This is a genomic window from Streptomyces sp. NBRC 110611, from assembly GCF_001590865.1.
Taxonomy (GTDB): Bacteria; Actinomycetota; Actinomycetes; order Streptomycetales; family Streptomycetaceae; genus Streptomyces.
Genome location: NZ_BBUY01000011.1, coordinates 122,465 through 137,907, shown reverse-complemented (window position 1 = coordinate 137,907; position 15,443 = coordinate 122,465). Strand labels below are relative to the sequence as shown.

16 protein-coding genes are annotated in these 15,443 nt (G+C 69.8%); 7 read left to right on the top strand and 9 right to left on the bottom strand.

The window, feature by feature from the left end:
• Positions 1-1,266, bottom strand: a complete 1,266-nt coding sequence (locus AZE13_RS22535) for an MFS transporter (RefSeq protein WP_398780195.1) — start codon at positions 1,264-1,266, stop codon at positions 1-3.
• 64 nt (positions 1,267-1,330) lie between these two features.
• Between AZE13_RS22535 and AZE13_RS22530 the strand changes: the two genes are divergently transcribed.
• A complete protein-coding gene (locus AZE13_RS22530; protein WP_066934894.1) occupies positions 1,331-1,783 on the top strand; it encodes a winged helix-turn-helix transcriptional regulator in 453 nt (150 codons plus the stop codon).
• Positions 1,784-1,819: 36 nt separating this feature from the next.
• Here the strand turns inward: AZE13_RS22530 and AZE13_RS22525 are convergent, their stop codons facing one another.
• Complete coding sequence (locus AZE13_RS22525) at positions 1,820-2,743, bottom strand: 4-hydroxy-tetrahydrodipicolinate synthase family protein (RefSeq protein WP_066934891.1); 924 nt, start codon at positions 2,741-2,743, stop codon at positions 1,820-1,822.
• 71 nt (positions 2,744-2,814) lie between these two features.
• On the opposite strand from AZE13_RS22525, the gene AZE13_RS22520 reads away from it, so the two are divergent.
• On the top strand, positions 2,815-3,723 hold the full coding sequence (locus tag AZE13_RS22520; protein ID WP_066934888.1) for a LysR family transcriptional regulator: 909 nt from the start codon (positions 2,815-2,817) through the stop codon (positions 3,721-3,723).
• Between the two features lie 39 nt (positions 3,724-3,762).
• Here AZE13_RS22520 and AZE13_RS22515 read toward each other — a convergent pair whose 3' ends face one another.
• From AZE13_RS22515 to AZE13_RS34290, 5 genes are all read right to left on the bottom strand, one after another.
• Positions 3,763-4,626: a geranyl diphosphate 2-C-methyltransferase gene (locus AZE13_RS22515; protein WP_066934885.1), complete on the bottom strand. Its 864-nt coding sequence runs from the start codon at positions 4,624-4,626 to the stop codon at positions 3,763-3,765.
• Positions 4,627-4,653: 27 nt separating this feature from the next.
• Positions 4,654-5,958: a family 2 encapsulin nanocompartment cargo protein terpene cyclase gene (locus AZE13_RS22510; protein ID WP_066934881.1), complete on the bottom strand. Its 1,305-nt coding sequence runs from the start codon at positions 5,956-5,958 to the stop codon at positions 4,654-4,656.
• Between the two features lie 13 nt (positions 5,959-5,971).
• Entirely contained in the window at positions 5,972-7,381 is a 1,410-nt protein-coding gene (locus AZE13_RS22505; RefSeq protein WP_066934877.1) for a family 2B encapsulin nanocompartment shell protein, read from the bottom strand.
• A gap of 427 nt (positions 7,382-7,808) precedes the next feature.
• Positions 7,809-8,219 carry a flavodoxin domain-containing protein gene (locus AZE13_RS22500; RefSeq protein WP_258527927.1) on the bottom strand — a complete coding sequence of 137 codons (411 nt, stop codon included), beginning with the start codon at positions 8,217-8,219 and terminating at the stop codon, positions 7,809-7,811.
• On the bottom strand, positions 8,182-9,519 hold the full coding sequence (locus AZE13_RS34290) for an NAD(P)/FAD-dependent oxidoreductase (RefSeq protein WP_107288403.1): 1,338 nt from the start codon (positions 9,517-9,519) through the stop codon (positions 8,182-8,184). Before AZE13_RS34290 ends, AZE13_RS22500 begins: the two co-directional genes overlap by 38 nt.
• Positions 9,520-9,768: 249 nt before the next feature.
• On the opposite strand from AZE13_RS34290, the gene AZE13_RS22495 reads away from it, so the two are divergent.
• The 3 genes from AZE13_RS22495 to AZE13_RS22485 all read left to right on the top strand — a co-directional run bounded on the left by AZE13_RS22495 (position 9,769) and on the right by AZE13_RS22485 (position 11,748).
• The gene (locus tag AZE13_RS22495) at positions 9,769-10,164 is read left to right on the top strand and encodes a hypothetical protein (protein WP_066934872.1); all 396 of its coding nucleotides are present in this window, start codon (positions 9,769-9,771) and stop codon (positions 10,162-10,164) included.
• A gap of 18 nt (positions 10,165-10,182) precedes the next feature.
• Positions 10,183-10,917, top strand: a complete 735-nt coding sequence (locus tag AZE13_RS22490; protein WP_066934869.1) for a hypothetical protein — start codon at positions 10,183-10,185, stop codon at positions 10,915-10,917.
• Positions 10,918-10,995: 78 nt separating this feature from the next.
• Positions 10,996-11,748, top strand: coding sequence for a VOC family protein (locus AZE13_RS22485; protein ID WP_066934865.1), 753 nt, complete (start codon positions 10,996-10,998; stop codon positions 11,746-11,748).
• Positions 11,749-11,856: 108 nt separating this feature from the next.
• Here the strand turns inward: AZE13_RS22485 and AZE13_RS22480 are convergent, their stop codons facing one another.
• Positions 11,857-12,705 (bottom strand): LPXTG cell wall anchor domain-containing protein, encoded by an 849-nt coding sequence (locus AZE13_RS22480; protein ID WP_066934862.1) that lies wholly within the window; start codon positions 12,703-12,705, stop codon positions 11,857-11,859.
• 198 nt (positions 12,706-12,903) lie between these two features.
• Between AZE13_RS22480 and cpt the strand changes: the two genes are divergently transcribed.
• Entirely contained in the window at positions 12,904-13,425 is a 522-nt protein-coding gene (gene cpt, locus AZE13_RS22475) for a chloramphenicol phosphotransferase CPT (RefSeq protein ID WP_066935044.1), read from the top strand.
• A gap of 26 nt (positions 13,426-13,451) precedes the next feature.
• On the opposite strand, the gene AZE13_RS22470 is transcribed toward cpt, so the two are convergent.
• Positions 13,452-14,243: an alpha/beta fold hydrolase gene (locus tag AZE13_RS22470; RefSeq protein WP_066934860.1), complete on the bottom strand. Its 792-nt coding sequence runs from the start codon at positions 14,241-14,243 to the stop codon at positions 13,452-13,454.
• Positions 14,244-14,478: 235 nt separating this feature from the next.
• Between AZE13_RS22470 and AZE13_RS22465 the strand changes: the two genes are divergently transcribed.
• Positions 14,479-15,363 carry a LysR family transcriptional regulator gene (locus tag AZE13_RS22465; protein ID WP_066934857.1) on the top strand — a complete coding sequence of 295 codons (885 nt, stop codon included), beginning with the start codon at positions 14,479-14,481 and terminating at the stop codon, positions 15,361-15,363.
• Positions 15,364-15,443: the final 80 nt, after the last annotated feature.

Sequence of the window (15,443 nt, the reverse complement as noted above, 5' to 3'; positions counted from 1 at the left end):
TCAACTTCCGCTGCGGGACGGCACTTTGGCGGTCGGATCCGGGGTGCTGCGTCGCGTGACCGCCCACAGTACGAGCCCAAAGCAGCTGAACGCGGCACCCAGTGCGCATACGGCGCCCCAGCCGGCCGCCGTGTAGAGGGAGGTCGCGGCGAGGGCGCCGGTGCCGCTGCCGATCGAGTAGAAGACCATGTATCCGCCGATGAGCCGGCTGCCCGCGTCCGGGTGCAGTGCGTAGATCAGAGTCTGGTTGGTGACGTGCACCGCCTGCACGGCGAGGTCGAGCAGGATCACCCCGACGAACAGGGCCCAGAGCGAGCTGCGGGTGTAGGCCAGGGGCAGCCACGAGGCGGCGAGCAGCGCCAGGGCGATGCCGGTGGTCCGCCGGGAGTGTCCGCGGTCGTTCAGGCGGCCCGCCACGGTCGCGGCCAGGGCGCCGGCGACACCGATCAGCCCCAGCGCCCCGATCGCGCTGTGGGAGAGGAGGTACGGGGCCTCGCTGAGCGGCAGCGCGACGCTGCTCCACAGGGTGCTGAAGGCGGCGAAGACCAGCAGACCGAACAGGGCCCGGAGCCGCAGCAGTCTTTCCCGTGCGAACAGGGTGATCGTGGAGCGGAGGAGCTGTCCGTAGCGCAGGGTTGTCGGCGGAGCGTCACTGTGGCGCGGCAGGATGCGGTACAGGACCACGGCGAGCAGGGCGGTGAGCGACGCCGAAGCGAGGTAGACGGAACGCCAGCCCGCGAGATCGGCCAGGAGTCCGGATGCGGTGCGGGCGAGCAGGATTCCGGTGACCACGCCGCTGGTGACCAGACCGACGACCCGTCCGCGCCGGGCGGGCGGGGCCAGTGCCGCCGCGAAGGCCACCAAGGTCTGGGTGACGACCGCGAGAAGCCCCGTCGCGGCCATGCCCGCGAGCAGGACGGCCGCCGTGCGGGCGGTGGCCACCACGGTCAGCGCCACCAGCAGGAGCAGCAACTGGGCCACGATGAGGCGTCTGCGGTCGGCCACGTCGCCCAGCGGCACGAGGAAGAAGAGGCCCAGTCCGTATCCGACATGCGTGAGGGTGACCACGCTGCCGACAAGCGCCGGGCTCATGGCGAGGTCGTGGCCCATGGTCACCAGGAGCGGCTGGGAGAAGTAGACATTGGCTACCGCGGCCCCGCAGGCGACGGCGAACAAGATGACGACGCCACGGGAGAGGACGAGCCCGGGGCTCTCCCCGCTGCGGGCCCCGGTCCGTCGTGTCACGGCCTCACTGTTGCCGGGCATCGGCACTCCCCTTCCGAATTTGGTTGCAACATGCCACCAAGCGCTGACGGTAGTGAGGGACACCATGGTGACCAGGACGCGCTTCGACGACAGCGCATGTCCCGTTGCCCGGTCCGTGGACGCGATCGGCGACTGGTGGTCCCTGCTGATCGTGCGGGACGCCTTCGACGGAAGCCGGCGCTTCGGCGAGTTCCAGCGCAGCCTCGGCGTGGCCAAGAACATCCTCACCGCGCGTCTGCGCACCCTGGTCGCCGGCGGTGTTCTCGAATCCGTCCCCGCCTCGGACGGCAGCGCCTACCGCGAGTACGTACTGACACCGAAGGGCGAGGCGCTCTTCCCCGTCATCGTGGCGCTTCGGCAGTGGGGCGAACAGAACTTCTTCGCCCCCGGCGAACCGCACTCAGAGCTGGTCGATCGCCGGCAGGGACACCGCCTCCGCGCTCTGGAAGTGCTGTCCGCGGACGGGCGACGGCTGAACCCCGACGACACCACCGTCCACAAGGTCTCCGCCCGGTGATCCGAGCCGGAGCCCCGGTACCGCCCGGCCTCCGGATCAGGCTGCGGACCCGTGGCGTGCGCGGCCGCCGGCCAGAAGCGCTGCTCGGCGGACGGAACTGGTGGCGGCGGCCAGCAGCGGCATCCGGACGGCCGGGCTGGGGATCCGTCCCTGAGCGTGCAGCACTCCCTTGATCACCGTCGGGTTGGGCTCGGCGAAGAGCACGGCGGACAACCGGGCCAGCTCGGCTCCGAGCCTGCGGGCGGGGGCACCGGAACCGCGACGCCACAGCGAGATCAGTTCGGCGTAGTCGGCGGTACGGATATTGGCCGATGCCAGGATTCCGCCGTGGGCGCCCGCCGCGACGAGCGGTGAGATGACGACGTCGTCGCCGCCGAGCACGGCGAATCCGGGCGGTGGGCAGCCGAGCAACTCGACCGTGGTCGCGTCGATCGCGCCGGTCGCGTGCTTGACCCCGACGACCTCCGGCAGGCGGCCGAGTGCGGCGAGGGTGCCGGCGCTGAGGGTCTGCCCGGTGCGGTAGGGGATATCGTACACGATCAGCGGTACGCCGCCGTGCTCGGCCAGCGCGGCGAAGTGCGCCAGTGTCCCCGCTTCACCGGGGCGGATGTAGGGCGGCGCGGGTACCAGCGCCGCGGCTACGTCACCGGTGGCCGCCAGCTCGCGCAACGACTCGATGGCGGCGGCGGTGTCGTTGGTGCCGACGCCGACGATCAGTGGGGCGCCGTGCGCCCGGCAGGCGGCCGCACAGACTCGCACCACGGTCTGCTGCTCCTCCGCGGTCAGCGTGGCCACTTCCGCGGTGGTGCCGAGGGCGACGAGCCCGGCGGCACCGGCCGACAGCGCCTCATCGGCGAGCCGGGCCAGCGCGTCGGGGGCCAGGCGCAGGTCGTCGGTGAACGGAGTCACCAAGGGGACGTACAGGCCGGTGAACTTCGGATCGGATGTCTGGGATGCCATGGCCCCACCCTGGCCCACAACGACCCTGTAGATCCATTTCCGATTTCTTCTCTTATACCTAAGCTCACCTTATGCTCGATCTTCGTCGTCTCTACCTGCTTCGCGAACTGGACCGGCGGGGCACGATCGCGGCCGTGGCCGAGGCGCTGACCTTCACCGCATCCGCCGTCTCCCAACAACTGGGGGTGCTGGAACGCGAGGCAGGCGTGGCCTTGCTGGAACGCAGCGGCCGGCGGGTGGTCCTCACGCCCGCCGGCCGGTCCCTCGTCGCACACGCCGACGCCGTACTGCAACGCCTTGAGCTGGCGGTCGCCGAACTGGCCGGCGCGCGGGAGGGTATCGGCGGGCCGCTCCGCATCGGGACCTTCCCCTCCGCCGGCCACACCATCGTGCCCGCCGCGCTGGCCGAGCTGGCCGAACGGCATCCCGCGCTGGAACCGATGGTGCAGGAGATCGACTCGGCGCGCGTCTCCGACGGCCTGCGCGCCGGCGAACTCGACGTGGCCCTGGTCCACGACTACGACTTCGTACCCGCGTCACCGGACACCACCGTGGAGGAAGTGCCCCTGCTGGAGGAGCCGATGTACCTCGCCGCCACCACCACGGCCGAGGCCACCAGCGGCAGCGGCACACTGGCCGAGTTGCTCGGCCCCTATGACGAGGTCCCGTGGATCACCGCTCGCGAGGGCACAACCGGTCACGCGATGGCCGTACGCGCCTGCCAGGCGGCCGGGTTCCAACCGAGAATTCGCCACCAGGTCAACGACTTCCGCACCGTGCTGGCCCTGGCCGCCGCCGGACAAGGGGCCGGGTTCATACCGGAAACGGCCACCGCGCACAGCCCCGCAGGCGTGGTGTTGACCAAGTTGCCGCTGTTCCGCCGGTCAAAGGTCGCCTTCCGCGCGGGCGGTGGTACGCATCCGGCGATCGCCGCCTTCGTGACCGCGGCAAGAGCAGCGGCGGGCCGGCCGCATGATTGATGCCACCCGGCCTTGTCTTTGGCCGACTCGCGCGGTCGCTCAGACCCGGTCCGCGGCGATCAGCAGGTAGTGGAAGCTGCCCTCCTTGTACGCCGTCAGGAACGGGTCCTCGACGCCCGTGGCCAGCGAGGACTGGGCGCGCAGCTCCCAGTAGGGGATGGTCGCGTCCGTCAGGTCGACGACGTTCATCGGGACCAGGCCGTTGGCGGCCATGGCCTTGAAGTAGGCGCTGCGCGGGTGGATGTTGCAGGTGTAGTGCTCGTCGATGCGGCTGACGGCCTTGGAGCGGCCGCCGGTCACGTCGTTGTAGCAGCCCGTGATGACGACATAGCGGCCGCCGAAAGCCAGTTGGCGGGCGTGCTCGGCGAAGAGGTCGAACAGGTCGACGTACATGGTGGATTCGTTGTTCCAGATGGCCTGGAACGCGCCGGTCGGCAGGCCGGTGTCCAGCATGTTGCGGAAGTGGTAGCGCACCTTGTCGTCCACACTCCGCTTGCGGGCCTGGCCGTTGGCGAACTCGACCTGGGCCTCGGAGATGGAGACGCCGTCGACCTGGCAGCCGAAGCGGGCGTTGGCCATGATGCTGGAGCCACCGCGGCCGCAGCCGGCGTCCAGCAGGCGGTGGCCGGGGGCTATCGGGCCGAGGTGGTCGAGCAGGACGTCGGCCTGGGCCGATTCCAGGCGGTGGAGTTCGGCGATGATGCGCTCGTCGCGGGTGTCCTCGGGGCCGTCCAGGACGGCGGGGTCGTAGTCGCCGATCCCGTAGTGGTGGTGGTAGAGGCCGTCGACGTCACCCAGGCGCAGGTTGACCGGGTCCTTCTCGGCGTTCCAGTAGTCCGCCACGGACTTCTGGTACGCGGTGCGCAGGACGGGGGCGGGGGCGGAGGCGGGGGTGGTGGTCATGTAGGGGGCTCCTTGCAGTGTGCGAAATCAGGAAAGGGGGCCGGAGGACGTGCCGGAGGGGGTGTTGGAGGATGTGTTGGAGGGGGTATCGGCAGGGTTGGAGGTGTAGCGCCGGCTGCCGCTGTGCCAGGCGCGGTTGCCGCCCAGCCAGGCCCACACCCCCGTGAGGAAGCGGCGCAGCTGGGGTGAGCCGGTCAGGGCCAGAGCGGCCGCCTCGGCCTCGAAGGTGCGGACCAGTTCGTCGTGGATCGCCGCACTCCGCTGGACCGCCTCGCGCGGTGTGCAGCGCTCTTCGGCGGCGATCACCGTCGGCAGGTTGAACTCCACACCGTCCGAGTGGTGTTCCTTCGCCATCGAGTACAGGTCGTTGACGAGGGTGGCGGCCGTGGATGCCATGGTCACGGCGCGGCGGACGCGCGGCTCGGCGTACTCGGCGGCGGGCAGTACGTAACCGCCCACCATGTCGGTCATCGCGACGCAGGGGACGAAGCTGTTGAACTGACGGTGCGCCAGGTACTCCCAGACGGCGGGCATCCGGTCCTGGGAGCGCCAGGACCCCTCCTGTCCGTAGCCCACGAACAGCACCGCGACCTCGTGGCGCAGCCGGGCCAGCTGGGACGAGTCCGCGTAGCGGGCCATATGCGCGAAGCCGGAGCGCAGGGCGGTCCGCACCGGGTCGTCCTGCATGGCCCGCTCGACGGCGGGAACGTAGCGGAGCGGAGGGTGGGCGGGGTCGATGGCCGCATAAGCGACACCGAGTTGCGCGCCGAGCAGCACCGGCGCGGATCCCATCGTCTCGTCGTCGCAGTAGTAGTCGTCCGTGGCCCACTCCGCCAGGGCGCACTTGCCGGCCGCCAGCAGCCGGTCCGGATCGTCGGTGTCGGGGTGCGCCAGCATCATCAGGCGCCCGAAGTCCGCCGCACGGACGCGGTTGAGGCGGCCGGCGTAGAGGCCGATCTCCTCGGCCCACGCCAGCAGACGGGTGTTGACCTCCTCGGCGAGCGCCGGGTCGTCGCGGAGCGCGGGCGGGCAGTACAGCTCGGGGACACCGGCCCCGCCCTCGACGCCCTGGCGGCGCCCGATGTCTTCCACCTCCTTGCGGCGCCCGGTGCCCTCAACCTCCTTGCGCCTGGCCGCGATACGGGCGGCCGACGTGCCCAGGCCCGTCGGCCCGGTGGGCAGGACGGGCCCCCGCGGCGGCCCGGTCCGCGAGACGAATTCCTCGGCCGGCCCTTCCGGGCGGACACCCGAGTGCTCGGCGAGCAGGGCGGCCACGAGCCGCGCCACGTCGTGACGAGCCGTGGGCGCCACGAGCCGGGACAGCAATGACACGGACTGCTCCTCCTTACGACGGCGTGCCGAAGACCTCGACGTTCTCCAGAACGCCGAGTGCGTCGGGCACGAGAACGGCCGCCGAGTAGTAGGCGCTGACCAGGTAGGAGATGATCGCCTGGTCGTTGATGCCCATGAACCGGACGTTCAGGCCCGGCTCGTACTCGTCCGGTATCCCGGTCTGCCGCAGGCCGACGACCCCCTGCTCGCCCTCGCCCAGCCGCATCGCGAGGATCGCGGAGGTGCCCTGCTCGGAGACCGGGATCTTGCCGCAGGGAAGGATGGGGACGCCACGCCAGGCGGGCACCGGGTGTCCGCCGACCTCGGCGGTGTCGAAGGCGAGTCCCCGCTTGTTGCACTCGCGGCCGAAGGCGGAGATCACCCGCGGGTGGGCGAAGAACACCTTGGTCCCGCGTCGCATGCTGAGCAGCTCGTCCATATCGTCCGGGGTGGGCGGGCCGGAGTGGGTGGAGATGCGCTGGCTGTAGTCGGCGTTGTGCAGCAACCCGAACTCGGGGTTGTTGACCAGCTCGGACTCCTGGCGCTCGCGCAGGGCCTCGATGGTCAGCCGCAGCTGCTGCTCGACCTGGTCCATCGGTTCGTTGTAGAGGTCCGCGACCCGGCTGTGCACCCGCAGGATCGTCTGCGCGACGCTCAGTTCGTACTCGCGGGGCCGGAGGTCGTAGTCGACGAACGTGCCCGGCAGCACCGGCTCGCCGGTGTGGCCGGAGGCGAGGGTGATGGCCGCCTCGCCCTTCTTGTTGCGCGGCTGCGCCTGTTCGGCCTGGCGCTGCCGGACGTGGGCCCGCAGCCCCTCGTTCCGGCTCGCGATCTCCTCGTACGCGGCCCTGGGGAGCGCCAGCACCGTGCACGCCGTCATCGCGCGCACGGTGAACTCCCAGGTGCCCGGTTCCTCGGCGACCATCTGCCCGCCGAGGAACCCGCCGTCGGACAGCACGCCGCGCCGGGTCTCCTCGCCGTACTGGCCGGGCGCGAGCTTCTCGACCTTGCCGTGCGCGATCAGGTAGACGTGGCCGACGGCCCGACCCTGCCTGGCGATCACCTGGCCGGGTTCGTACTCCTGCTGCTCACACCGCTCGGCCAGGGCCCGCAGCACCGCCTCGTCGTCGAAGCCGCGCAGCAGCGGCAGTTCGCCCAGCTCGGCGGGGACGACCCGGACCGCGGTCCCCTCCTGGACGAACGTCACCCGGCCGTCGCCTATCTCGTACACCAGCCGCCGGTTGACCCGGTACGTACCGCCCTTCACCTCTACCCAGGGCAGCATCCGCAGCAGCCACCGTGAGCTGAGGCCCTGCATCTGCGGCACGGTCTTGGTGGTGGTCGACAGGTTCCGCGCGGCGGCGATCCCGAGGCTGAGCTGTGCCCGGCCCGCTGAGTGGTCGGGCTGCTCCGGCTGCGTCATCCTGGCCCCTTCCGTATGAGCGCATGCATCAAGAAGGAGCCCCGTGACGGGCCGGCCGACCCATGAGGCTCCTGTGGCGCAAGTGAATCAACGTCAGATGATGTTGGTCGAGGCGGCCGGAAGAAGACCATCGAATTTGGGCCACCGAACGGGCGGGGGGCGGTCGGCCCATCCGGCCGCCCTGACCGGCCAGACATGATCGCCATGCCTGCCATGTCTCAATAATTAACCTTTCGAGCAGGAGGATCCGGTGTGGCGAATGAGCCCTGACACCCAGCCACCCCGTGTGCGAGGTGGCCGATAACCTCCGCCCGCAACGGCGGTCTCCCGCTCGCAGTGCCGAAGAAAACAGGCGGCCACTCGGGTGGAGTGGCCGCCTACTGCTCTGTCGCCGCCTGCCGGTCGGCTATCGCCTCGTCTTCCCCGGTCAGGACATCGCACCGATCCGCGCTCGTAGCCCTTCGCTGAACGTGCGCGCGGCCTCCAGGTCGGTGGCGCCGGGCCGTTCCTTGTTGATACCGCCGACGAGCCTGAACGGCAGCCAGGTGTCGAACCCGCGGCACGAGAAGGTCGCGCTCACCTCGAAGCCCTTCTGCTCGAGGAGCCGCACAAGGGGGCGGGTGATGGGCTGGAACGGCGGTTCCGGCAGTCCGCTGGTGGAGAACACAAACGCCCTGCCTCGTTCCTCCTCCGGGAGTGACCGTACGAACTGGCGCAGCCGTGGGTGGAACCTGCCCGAGAAGATCCCCGATCCGAATCCCACGAGGTCACAGCTGGACAGCTCTGCCCTATCGACCTGTTCAGGGGCGACCACAGTCGCCTTGAGGACGTGGCCCATGACGTCGGCGATCCTCTTCGTATTGCCATGCGACACGGAGGCGCACACGATGACGGCCTTCATGCTGATGCTCCTTTCGCTTCCACGTTGTCGGTGTAGTACCGGCCGGATCGGGCCGGCTGCTCTTGTCTCTCCGGAACGCGCTTCGCTGCTCGTCGGGCTGCGGGCGGGGCGGCGCGGACCCTGTCGGTACCGCCCCGGGAAGCCACCGGTAGGCACGCGGAAACCGCATCGCGGCGACGGTGAAGCGGCACACTCTTTCCTTGACCACCGCCGCCGCCCGTCCGGACAACACGAACCCCCGAGGGGTGTCATCCCGGTGTGTGGCCTGGACGAATCCGTCCCGCCGTCCGAGGCTGATCCCCTGTCCGACCATGCCGATCGACACCGGCGCCGGTCGTTCGCCCCGTATCAACGCGAGCACGGTGTCAGCGCCGTGGGCACCCAGGGGCATCGCTGCCTGACAACTCATCCGCAGGTGGCCCCCGACATGTGCGGGTGGCGCGACAGCGTCCCCGACGCCGACGATCCGTCGATGCCCTGTGCACACCAGAGTCTCGTCGGTGCGCAGGCGGCCGTCCGACGTTACGGGCAGACCGCTGCGCAGCGCCAGGTCCGGCACGTCGAACGAGCCTGCCCATACCGTGCAGTCGCTGGGCAGCCGGCCGGCGGCGGTGTCGACACCATCCGGGCGGACTCCTGTGACCCGCAGGCCGGTGCGCACCAGAACCCCGGCCTGCACAAGCTTGCGTTCAAGAGCCGCTCGGCTCGTATCGGGCAGCCCTGCGGCAACCGACCGCGAAACCAACTCGACGTGCAAAGTCGGGTACCGGTAGGCGATTTCGGCCGCACTCTCGATCCCCGTCAAGCCGCCACCGACCACCACGACACGCGCCCCCGCAGCCAGGTGCCGCAATCGCGTACGCAACGACTCCGCGCCATCGAGGTCGGCGATGCTCCACGCGTTCTCGGCCCCGGCCACGCCTCGGGCAGCCGTGCTGCCCACCGCGTAGAGCAGATAGTCGAAGTCGAGTGCCCCACCGTCATCGAGCCGCACCGATCGCTCGTCGATCGCCTCCACTGCCGCCACCCGCAGTCGCACATCACGGTGCAGCAGACCGCTCAACGGCCGCACCGCATTCGTCACACCCACGGCGTGCTCGTGCAACCGGACGCGTTCCACGAACTCCGGCCGGGGGTTCACCACCGTCACACTCGCGGCCGACCGTCCGACCGTCGCCAGCCGATTCGCGGCCATCACACCTGCGTATCCGGCGCCGACCACTACCACTCGCGCCATCACCACCACCTCCGACCAGATCGACCTGACCCTGACGCCTTGAGGACACGTCCCGGGCCGCGACTGTGACAGCCGAGGAATGTGATGACGGCCACATGGGTCTCCGAAGCCTCCCGCCCCACCCTCACCAGGGCTTCACCATCCGGGTTTCATCGGCATTTCAACGCGTCACGCGATGGTGGTCCGGCAACCTGCCGAACGTAGGCAGCAGTAAGTAGCAGTAAGCAGCAGCAAGTAAACGAGGACCCGATGGATGATCTGTTGCACAAGCTGGTTTCCGCCGTCATCACAGGCGCGCTGATCGCCCTGGTGGGAGCCCTCAGCGTGGCCGTACGCAGGCGGAGGGTGGCCCGAGAGGAGGCCGCCGCGCCGGCTCCGACGGAAGACCGCAGCCAGACACTGCTGCGTCAGGCCCAGCAGTTGGATGACAGCCGCGATGAGCTGGCCGCTCAGGGGCGGCAGGCGGAAGCGCTGGCACGAGCCAGGGAGGCCGCCGATGCCTGGCGTGAGCTCACCCGGGTCCGGCCGGGGCGATTCCATGCGGAACGGCGGGCGGCGCTGGGGCGTCTGAGTGAACTGCTGGCACTCATGGGGCACGAGGAACAGGCTACGCAGGTACGCCTGGAAGCCTCCGGACTCTCCTGACCGACCGAGGGGACTGCCATGCCCGCCGCCGTCTGGACCGGCCGCAACGCATCTCCGGAGAAGGTTGCCTCCGGCATCGCCGCAGCCTTGGGGAGCGAACTCGGTCTCGCCGAGCCGCCCTTGACCGAACCCCTGCCGGCCGAGAGCACCGGCGTACCGGCCGGGAGCCTGCTCCCGCCGCGCGAGCGGTTCAGCGGAATGCCCGCGCCCACACACTGCTTCGCCTACGTCGATGCCCCTACGCCCAGAGCCTTCGAACTGCGCGCTTCGGTCATGAGTGGGCGCGCAGGCATCCGCCGCAGCCTCGGACTGGGTCACCTCGTCTACGCGGTGCCCCTGGAGCCGCAGGTTCCGTCGCGCATCCAACTGAGTGCGGCCCCGGCCCGCGGTTCAGTGAACGCCGGCCCTGCGATCTCCGGCTCGGCGAGCGCCGGCCCTGCGATCTCCGGCTCAGCGAACTCCGGCTCGGCGAACGCGCTCTTCGAAGGAGACGCCGTACTCGCGAACCGCCTGAATTCGGACGCCCAGCTGCTCGACCTGGCTCAAGCACTGACCCCCGCCACCGCCGGACCGGACCAGTACCACACCTGGCAAGTGGCTCAACGGCTGACAATCGATCCGCTCCCCCACGGTTCGGTTCTGATCATCCAGACCCTGCACCGTCCCACCGCCCGGGGCTGGTCTCTCGGCGCCCGCACCGTGCTGGACTTCGCCGCCCGCGCGGAAGCGGCGCTCCGCCGGCACCACGTATGAGCATCACCGACGTATCGCATGGACCCACCGATCACCCAAGTGAGTTAGGGTTACCTAACTTACTTGGGGAGGGTAACTGTGCCCACAGAGTCCAACCTGCGTGTTCTGGCGGCGGAGTCGCCGCGATTCGACCATCTGCTGCATGTGGTGCCCGACGTCGAGCAGGCCGCGCGGCAGTACAGCGCGGCCGGGCTGCCGGCACACGCCAACGAGCCGTTCGAGGGGTTTCAGAACGGCGGGTGGCGGCCGGATGAGCGGTATATCGAGATTCTGACGATCGTGGACCGGGAGGTGTTTCCCGATTCGCCGTTCGGGCGGGCCACGGCCTCATGGATGCAGTACATCGACCCCCTTCTGGCGGGCGGGGGCGGGGCACTGAACTTCGCGGTGCAGGTGACCGATACGGCCGCCACCGCCGAACGGCTGCGGCGAGCCGGGCACCGGATCGAGGTGCACACCTGCGAATTCCAGGAAGGGAAGGTGTGGTTCCAGGAGGTGATGCTCCTGGACGCGCCGGCCTGGGCGCCGTTCTTCATCACGTACCGGATCGACCCCGAGGTGATGAATGGTCTGAAGGAGTCGGGGCTGATCACACGCGGGGAGCACGACCTGGCCGGCTTCGTCATCGAGACGCCGGACCCGGAGAAGGCCGCGGCCTGGGTGGAAACGCTGACGGCGGTGCCGCTGGACGCGTCCGGGACCGTGGTGCGGCTTCCCGGCGGGGAGGTTCGGTTCGTGGCCGGGGAGTCGGACCGGATCACCGCACTGGAGCTGACGGGCGGCACGCCACCGGAGGCGGTGATCAACGGACTGCGGATGCAGGGGGTTTGAGGGATACCGCTACGGCGCGCGCGTCGGCAGGCGCGACCGCAGGCGCGTTGGAGTGGCCGAGGCCGGGTCCCGAACTGCCGCCGGGGCCCGGGCTCGGCCCTCAGATCCTTACGCTGTGGCTCCCGTGCCATCGCCGGGTCCGGCAGCGGCCTTTCGGCGGCGTACGGTGATGATCGCGCCCGCTCCTACGGCCATCGCCACGCCGCCCGCCAGAGCGATCGTCGGCAGCGCGGAAGACGCGCCGGTCGCGGCCAGTTGCTCCTGTCCCCGGCTCTGCCCCTGTCCCTGTCCCTCAGCCGAGGTGTTCTTGACACCGCCCTGCGGCGGCTTACCAGGCTTGCCGCGCGCCGGGAGGATCTTGAAGTCGTACTGCTCGTGGTGGGAGAAGCCGCAGGAGCCGTCCTGGTTGGAGAACATCCCCTCCATGATCGCGTAACCGCGGCCGGGCTTGGCCGGGTCGATCGCGCGGACACGCAGCGGCAGCGTGACGGTGCTGTGCGCGGCGACGGGGAATCCGGTGAACGCGGTGTCATGCGTGGCGTCTTCGAAGCTCAGCCACTTGCCCGTCACCGGATTGCGGAACTCCGCCTCCAGCTCTTCGTACGGACGGTCGACGATCTCGGCGGAGGAGATATAGGGCTTGGGCCTGACCTTCTCCATGGCCTTGTCGGATGTGTTGGTGACCGTTATGGAGGACAGACTCCAGTCGGCACCGGCGATGAACTCGGACTGCAGACCCTCGATCGCCATCTGCAAGTACTTCGGCGCGCTCGCGCACTCCGCACCCGGGGGCCTCTCCTCGGACATGGACCCGCCGGACGTGCTGTCCCGCGTGGTGTCGGGCGCCGACGGGTTCGGGGCTTCCGTGGCGAACGCGGCGATGGGCGCGGCCAGTACGGCGGTGGGCACGATGACGGCTGCCGCTGCGGCGGCCGTCAGGGCTTGGCGGAACTTCATCAAGGAGACCTTCCCGAGACGTTGCCTGAGTTACCTGAGTTGCCTGAGCTGTCAGGTGCGTGCGCATACGTGACTACTGGCGGAGCGAATGGTTGTACAAAAATGCGTTGCGGGTGCCCTGAGGGGTGCCTCTACTGGTGCGGTGACAACTCAGGTGGCTCAGTGGCTCGGGTGGTTCAGGTGACTCAGAAGACTCAGGTGATCGTGCTGAACGGCGGTTCCAGCTCGGGCAAATCCGGGATTGTCCGGTGTCTGCAGGCGGTTCTGCCGGATCCATGGCTCGCCGTCGGGGTCGATTCGCTGATCGAGGCCATGCCCGCGTCCATGCAGACCTCGGATGCCGGAATCGAGATCGCCGCAGACGGCGGAGTGCGCGTCGGGCCGGAGTTCCGGATGCTTCAAGCAGCGTGGAGCGAAGGGATCGCCGCGACGGTCCGTGCGGGCGCCCGGGTCATCATCGATGAGGTATTCCTCGATGGAGCGACGTCCCAGCAGCGGTGGCGGAAGGTTCTTGCCGGACTGGACGTCCTCTGGGTGGGTGTCAGGTGTGAGAGCACGGTCGCCGCAGGCCGCGAGGTAGCCCGCGGGGACCGGGTCCGGGGCATGGCTGCCTTGCAGGCGGAGGTGGTCCACCAAGGCATGCTCTATGACCTGGAGGTGGACACCACCCGTACCGAGTCGTGGGAATGCGCCCGGGCCATCGCCGCTCGGATCGAGTGATCGACTCCCCCGACGGAGTCCTGCCGTCAGTTCTGTCGAAGTCCTGCCAGTCGGGCGAGTACGGCGCGGATCAGGGCGTTGACCATGGCGGGCTGTTCCTGATGCGGCAGATGGCCCGCCCGTTCGATCACGTGGTACTCGCCGTACGGGGCCAGCTCGGCCAGCGTCCGGGACACCTCCAGGGGGATCTGCGAATCGAGTCGGCCGTGCGCGAAGACCGCGGGCACGGCCAGCCGGGCGAGTGACTCGCGCGGGTCGTAGACCGCGAGGTCCGCGAACAACTCGTCGATGAACAGGCCCGATTGAAGGACCTGTCGCACCGTCTGCCGCGCCAGGTCCGGGTCCGCTTCGGGGCCGAACCACTGCGGCACCCAATCGGCCAGAGCCGCGGCACGATCGGTGGAGAGTGCCGTCCGCAGCAAGGGCAGAGTGTCGGACATGCCCTGGCTCGGCCAGTAGCCGGGCCCGTCGATGGACACCACGCCTGTCACCCGCTCCGGCGACATGAGCGCCGCCTCCAGGGCGAAGGCCGCACCCATCGAGTTGCCCACCAACAGGGCCCGGTCCAGAGCGATGACATCCATCAGCCCCAGGACGTCGGCGGCGTTGCCGGCGATGGTGTTTCCGTCGGCCGGATGGTCGCTGCGGCCACAACCCCGCCAGTCCAAGGTCACCACCCGGTGGTCGGCGCCCAGATCGGCGACCTGGGCGTCCCAGGCCCGGCCACTGGTGCCCCAGCCGTGCAGGAACAGCACCGGCGTTCCGGTCCCCTCGTCGGTGTAGTGCATCCGGATCCCGTTCACAGTGGCGTACGCCATGGTCATCCTCCTGTCTCGTCCGCACCGCTCCGTTCGGCCGCGGTGTTGAGCAGAGCCAGTTCACCGTGGTGACGCATTCCGACCAAGACGCAGTTCGCTCGTACACTCATCATGGAACGCAATGAATCAAGCGCAATGAATCAAGCGCCACGAAACAAGCGCGATGGCTCAGAAGCGGAATCAGAAGCCGAATCAGCGGCGGAACAGTCAGAGGCGGAATGAAGGGGACGTGGGAATGGAACTGCGCCAGGTCCGCTACTTCGTAGCCGTCGCCGAGGAGCTGCACTTCGGCCGGGCCGCCGAGCGACTGCATATCGCCCAGCCGACCGTCAGCCAGCACATCCGGCGACTGGAACGCGAACTCCGGCTGGAGCTGTTCCACCGCACCACCCGCCAGGTCACCCTCACCCCCGCCGGTGCGGCCTTCCTGCCGCACGCCCGCACCCTCCTGGCCGCGGAGCACGCCGCGCTGCACGCCATGGCCGACATCCGGGCCAGGGAGGCCACGGTGCTGCGCATCGGCACCAGCGTCGGCCTCGGAGTACGGCTCGAACGCGTCCTCACGTCCCTGGCGGACCGTTCTCCCGAGCTCACCGTGGAATTGGTGAGCGCCACACCCACCGCCCGGTTGCAGGCGGTACGCGACGGCACGCTGGACGCGGCCTTCGTCCGCGGGCTGCCGCACAGCCCCGGCCTGGATCTCCTGCCGCTCTGGACGGACCCGCTCGTGGTGGCGCTTCCCGCGGCGCACCCGCTGGCCGTCCGCGCCTCGGTGCCCCTCGCCGGCCTCGCCGGCATCCCGCTGCGCCTCGTCTCCCGCGAAGCCAACCCACAGCTCGTCGACCTGGTCCTGGGAGCGTGCCAGGACGCCGGGTTCGAACCCGTCCTCGGCCCCGCTTTCACCACCGACCAGGACACCCTCGCCGCCATCGCGACCGGCAGTCCCAGCTGGACTGTGTTCTACGCCGCCCAGGCCCGGTTCCTGCCGACCGGCCGCACCGTCTTCCGCCCGGTCGACCCGCCCGGCCTGACCGCCGAGACCTACCTGGCCGTCCACCCCGCCACCCCCGCACGCCGGCTGGCCCCGCTCCTCGACGTCTGCCGCGCCGTCGGGGACTGACGGCACAGCGGGAGCCCCCCCCCGGGCGACGCACCAGGTTTCAGGGGCGGGGCAGGCGGCCATCTGTTCGGAAGGTGGTG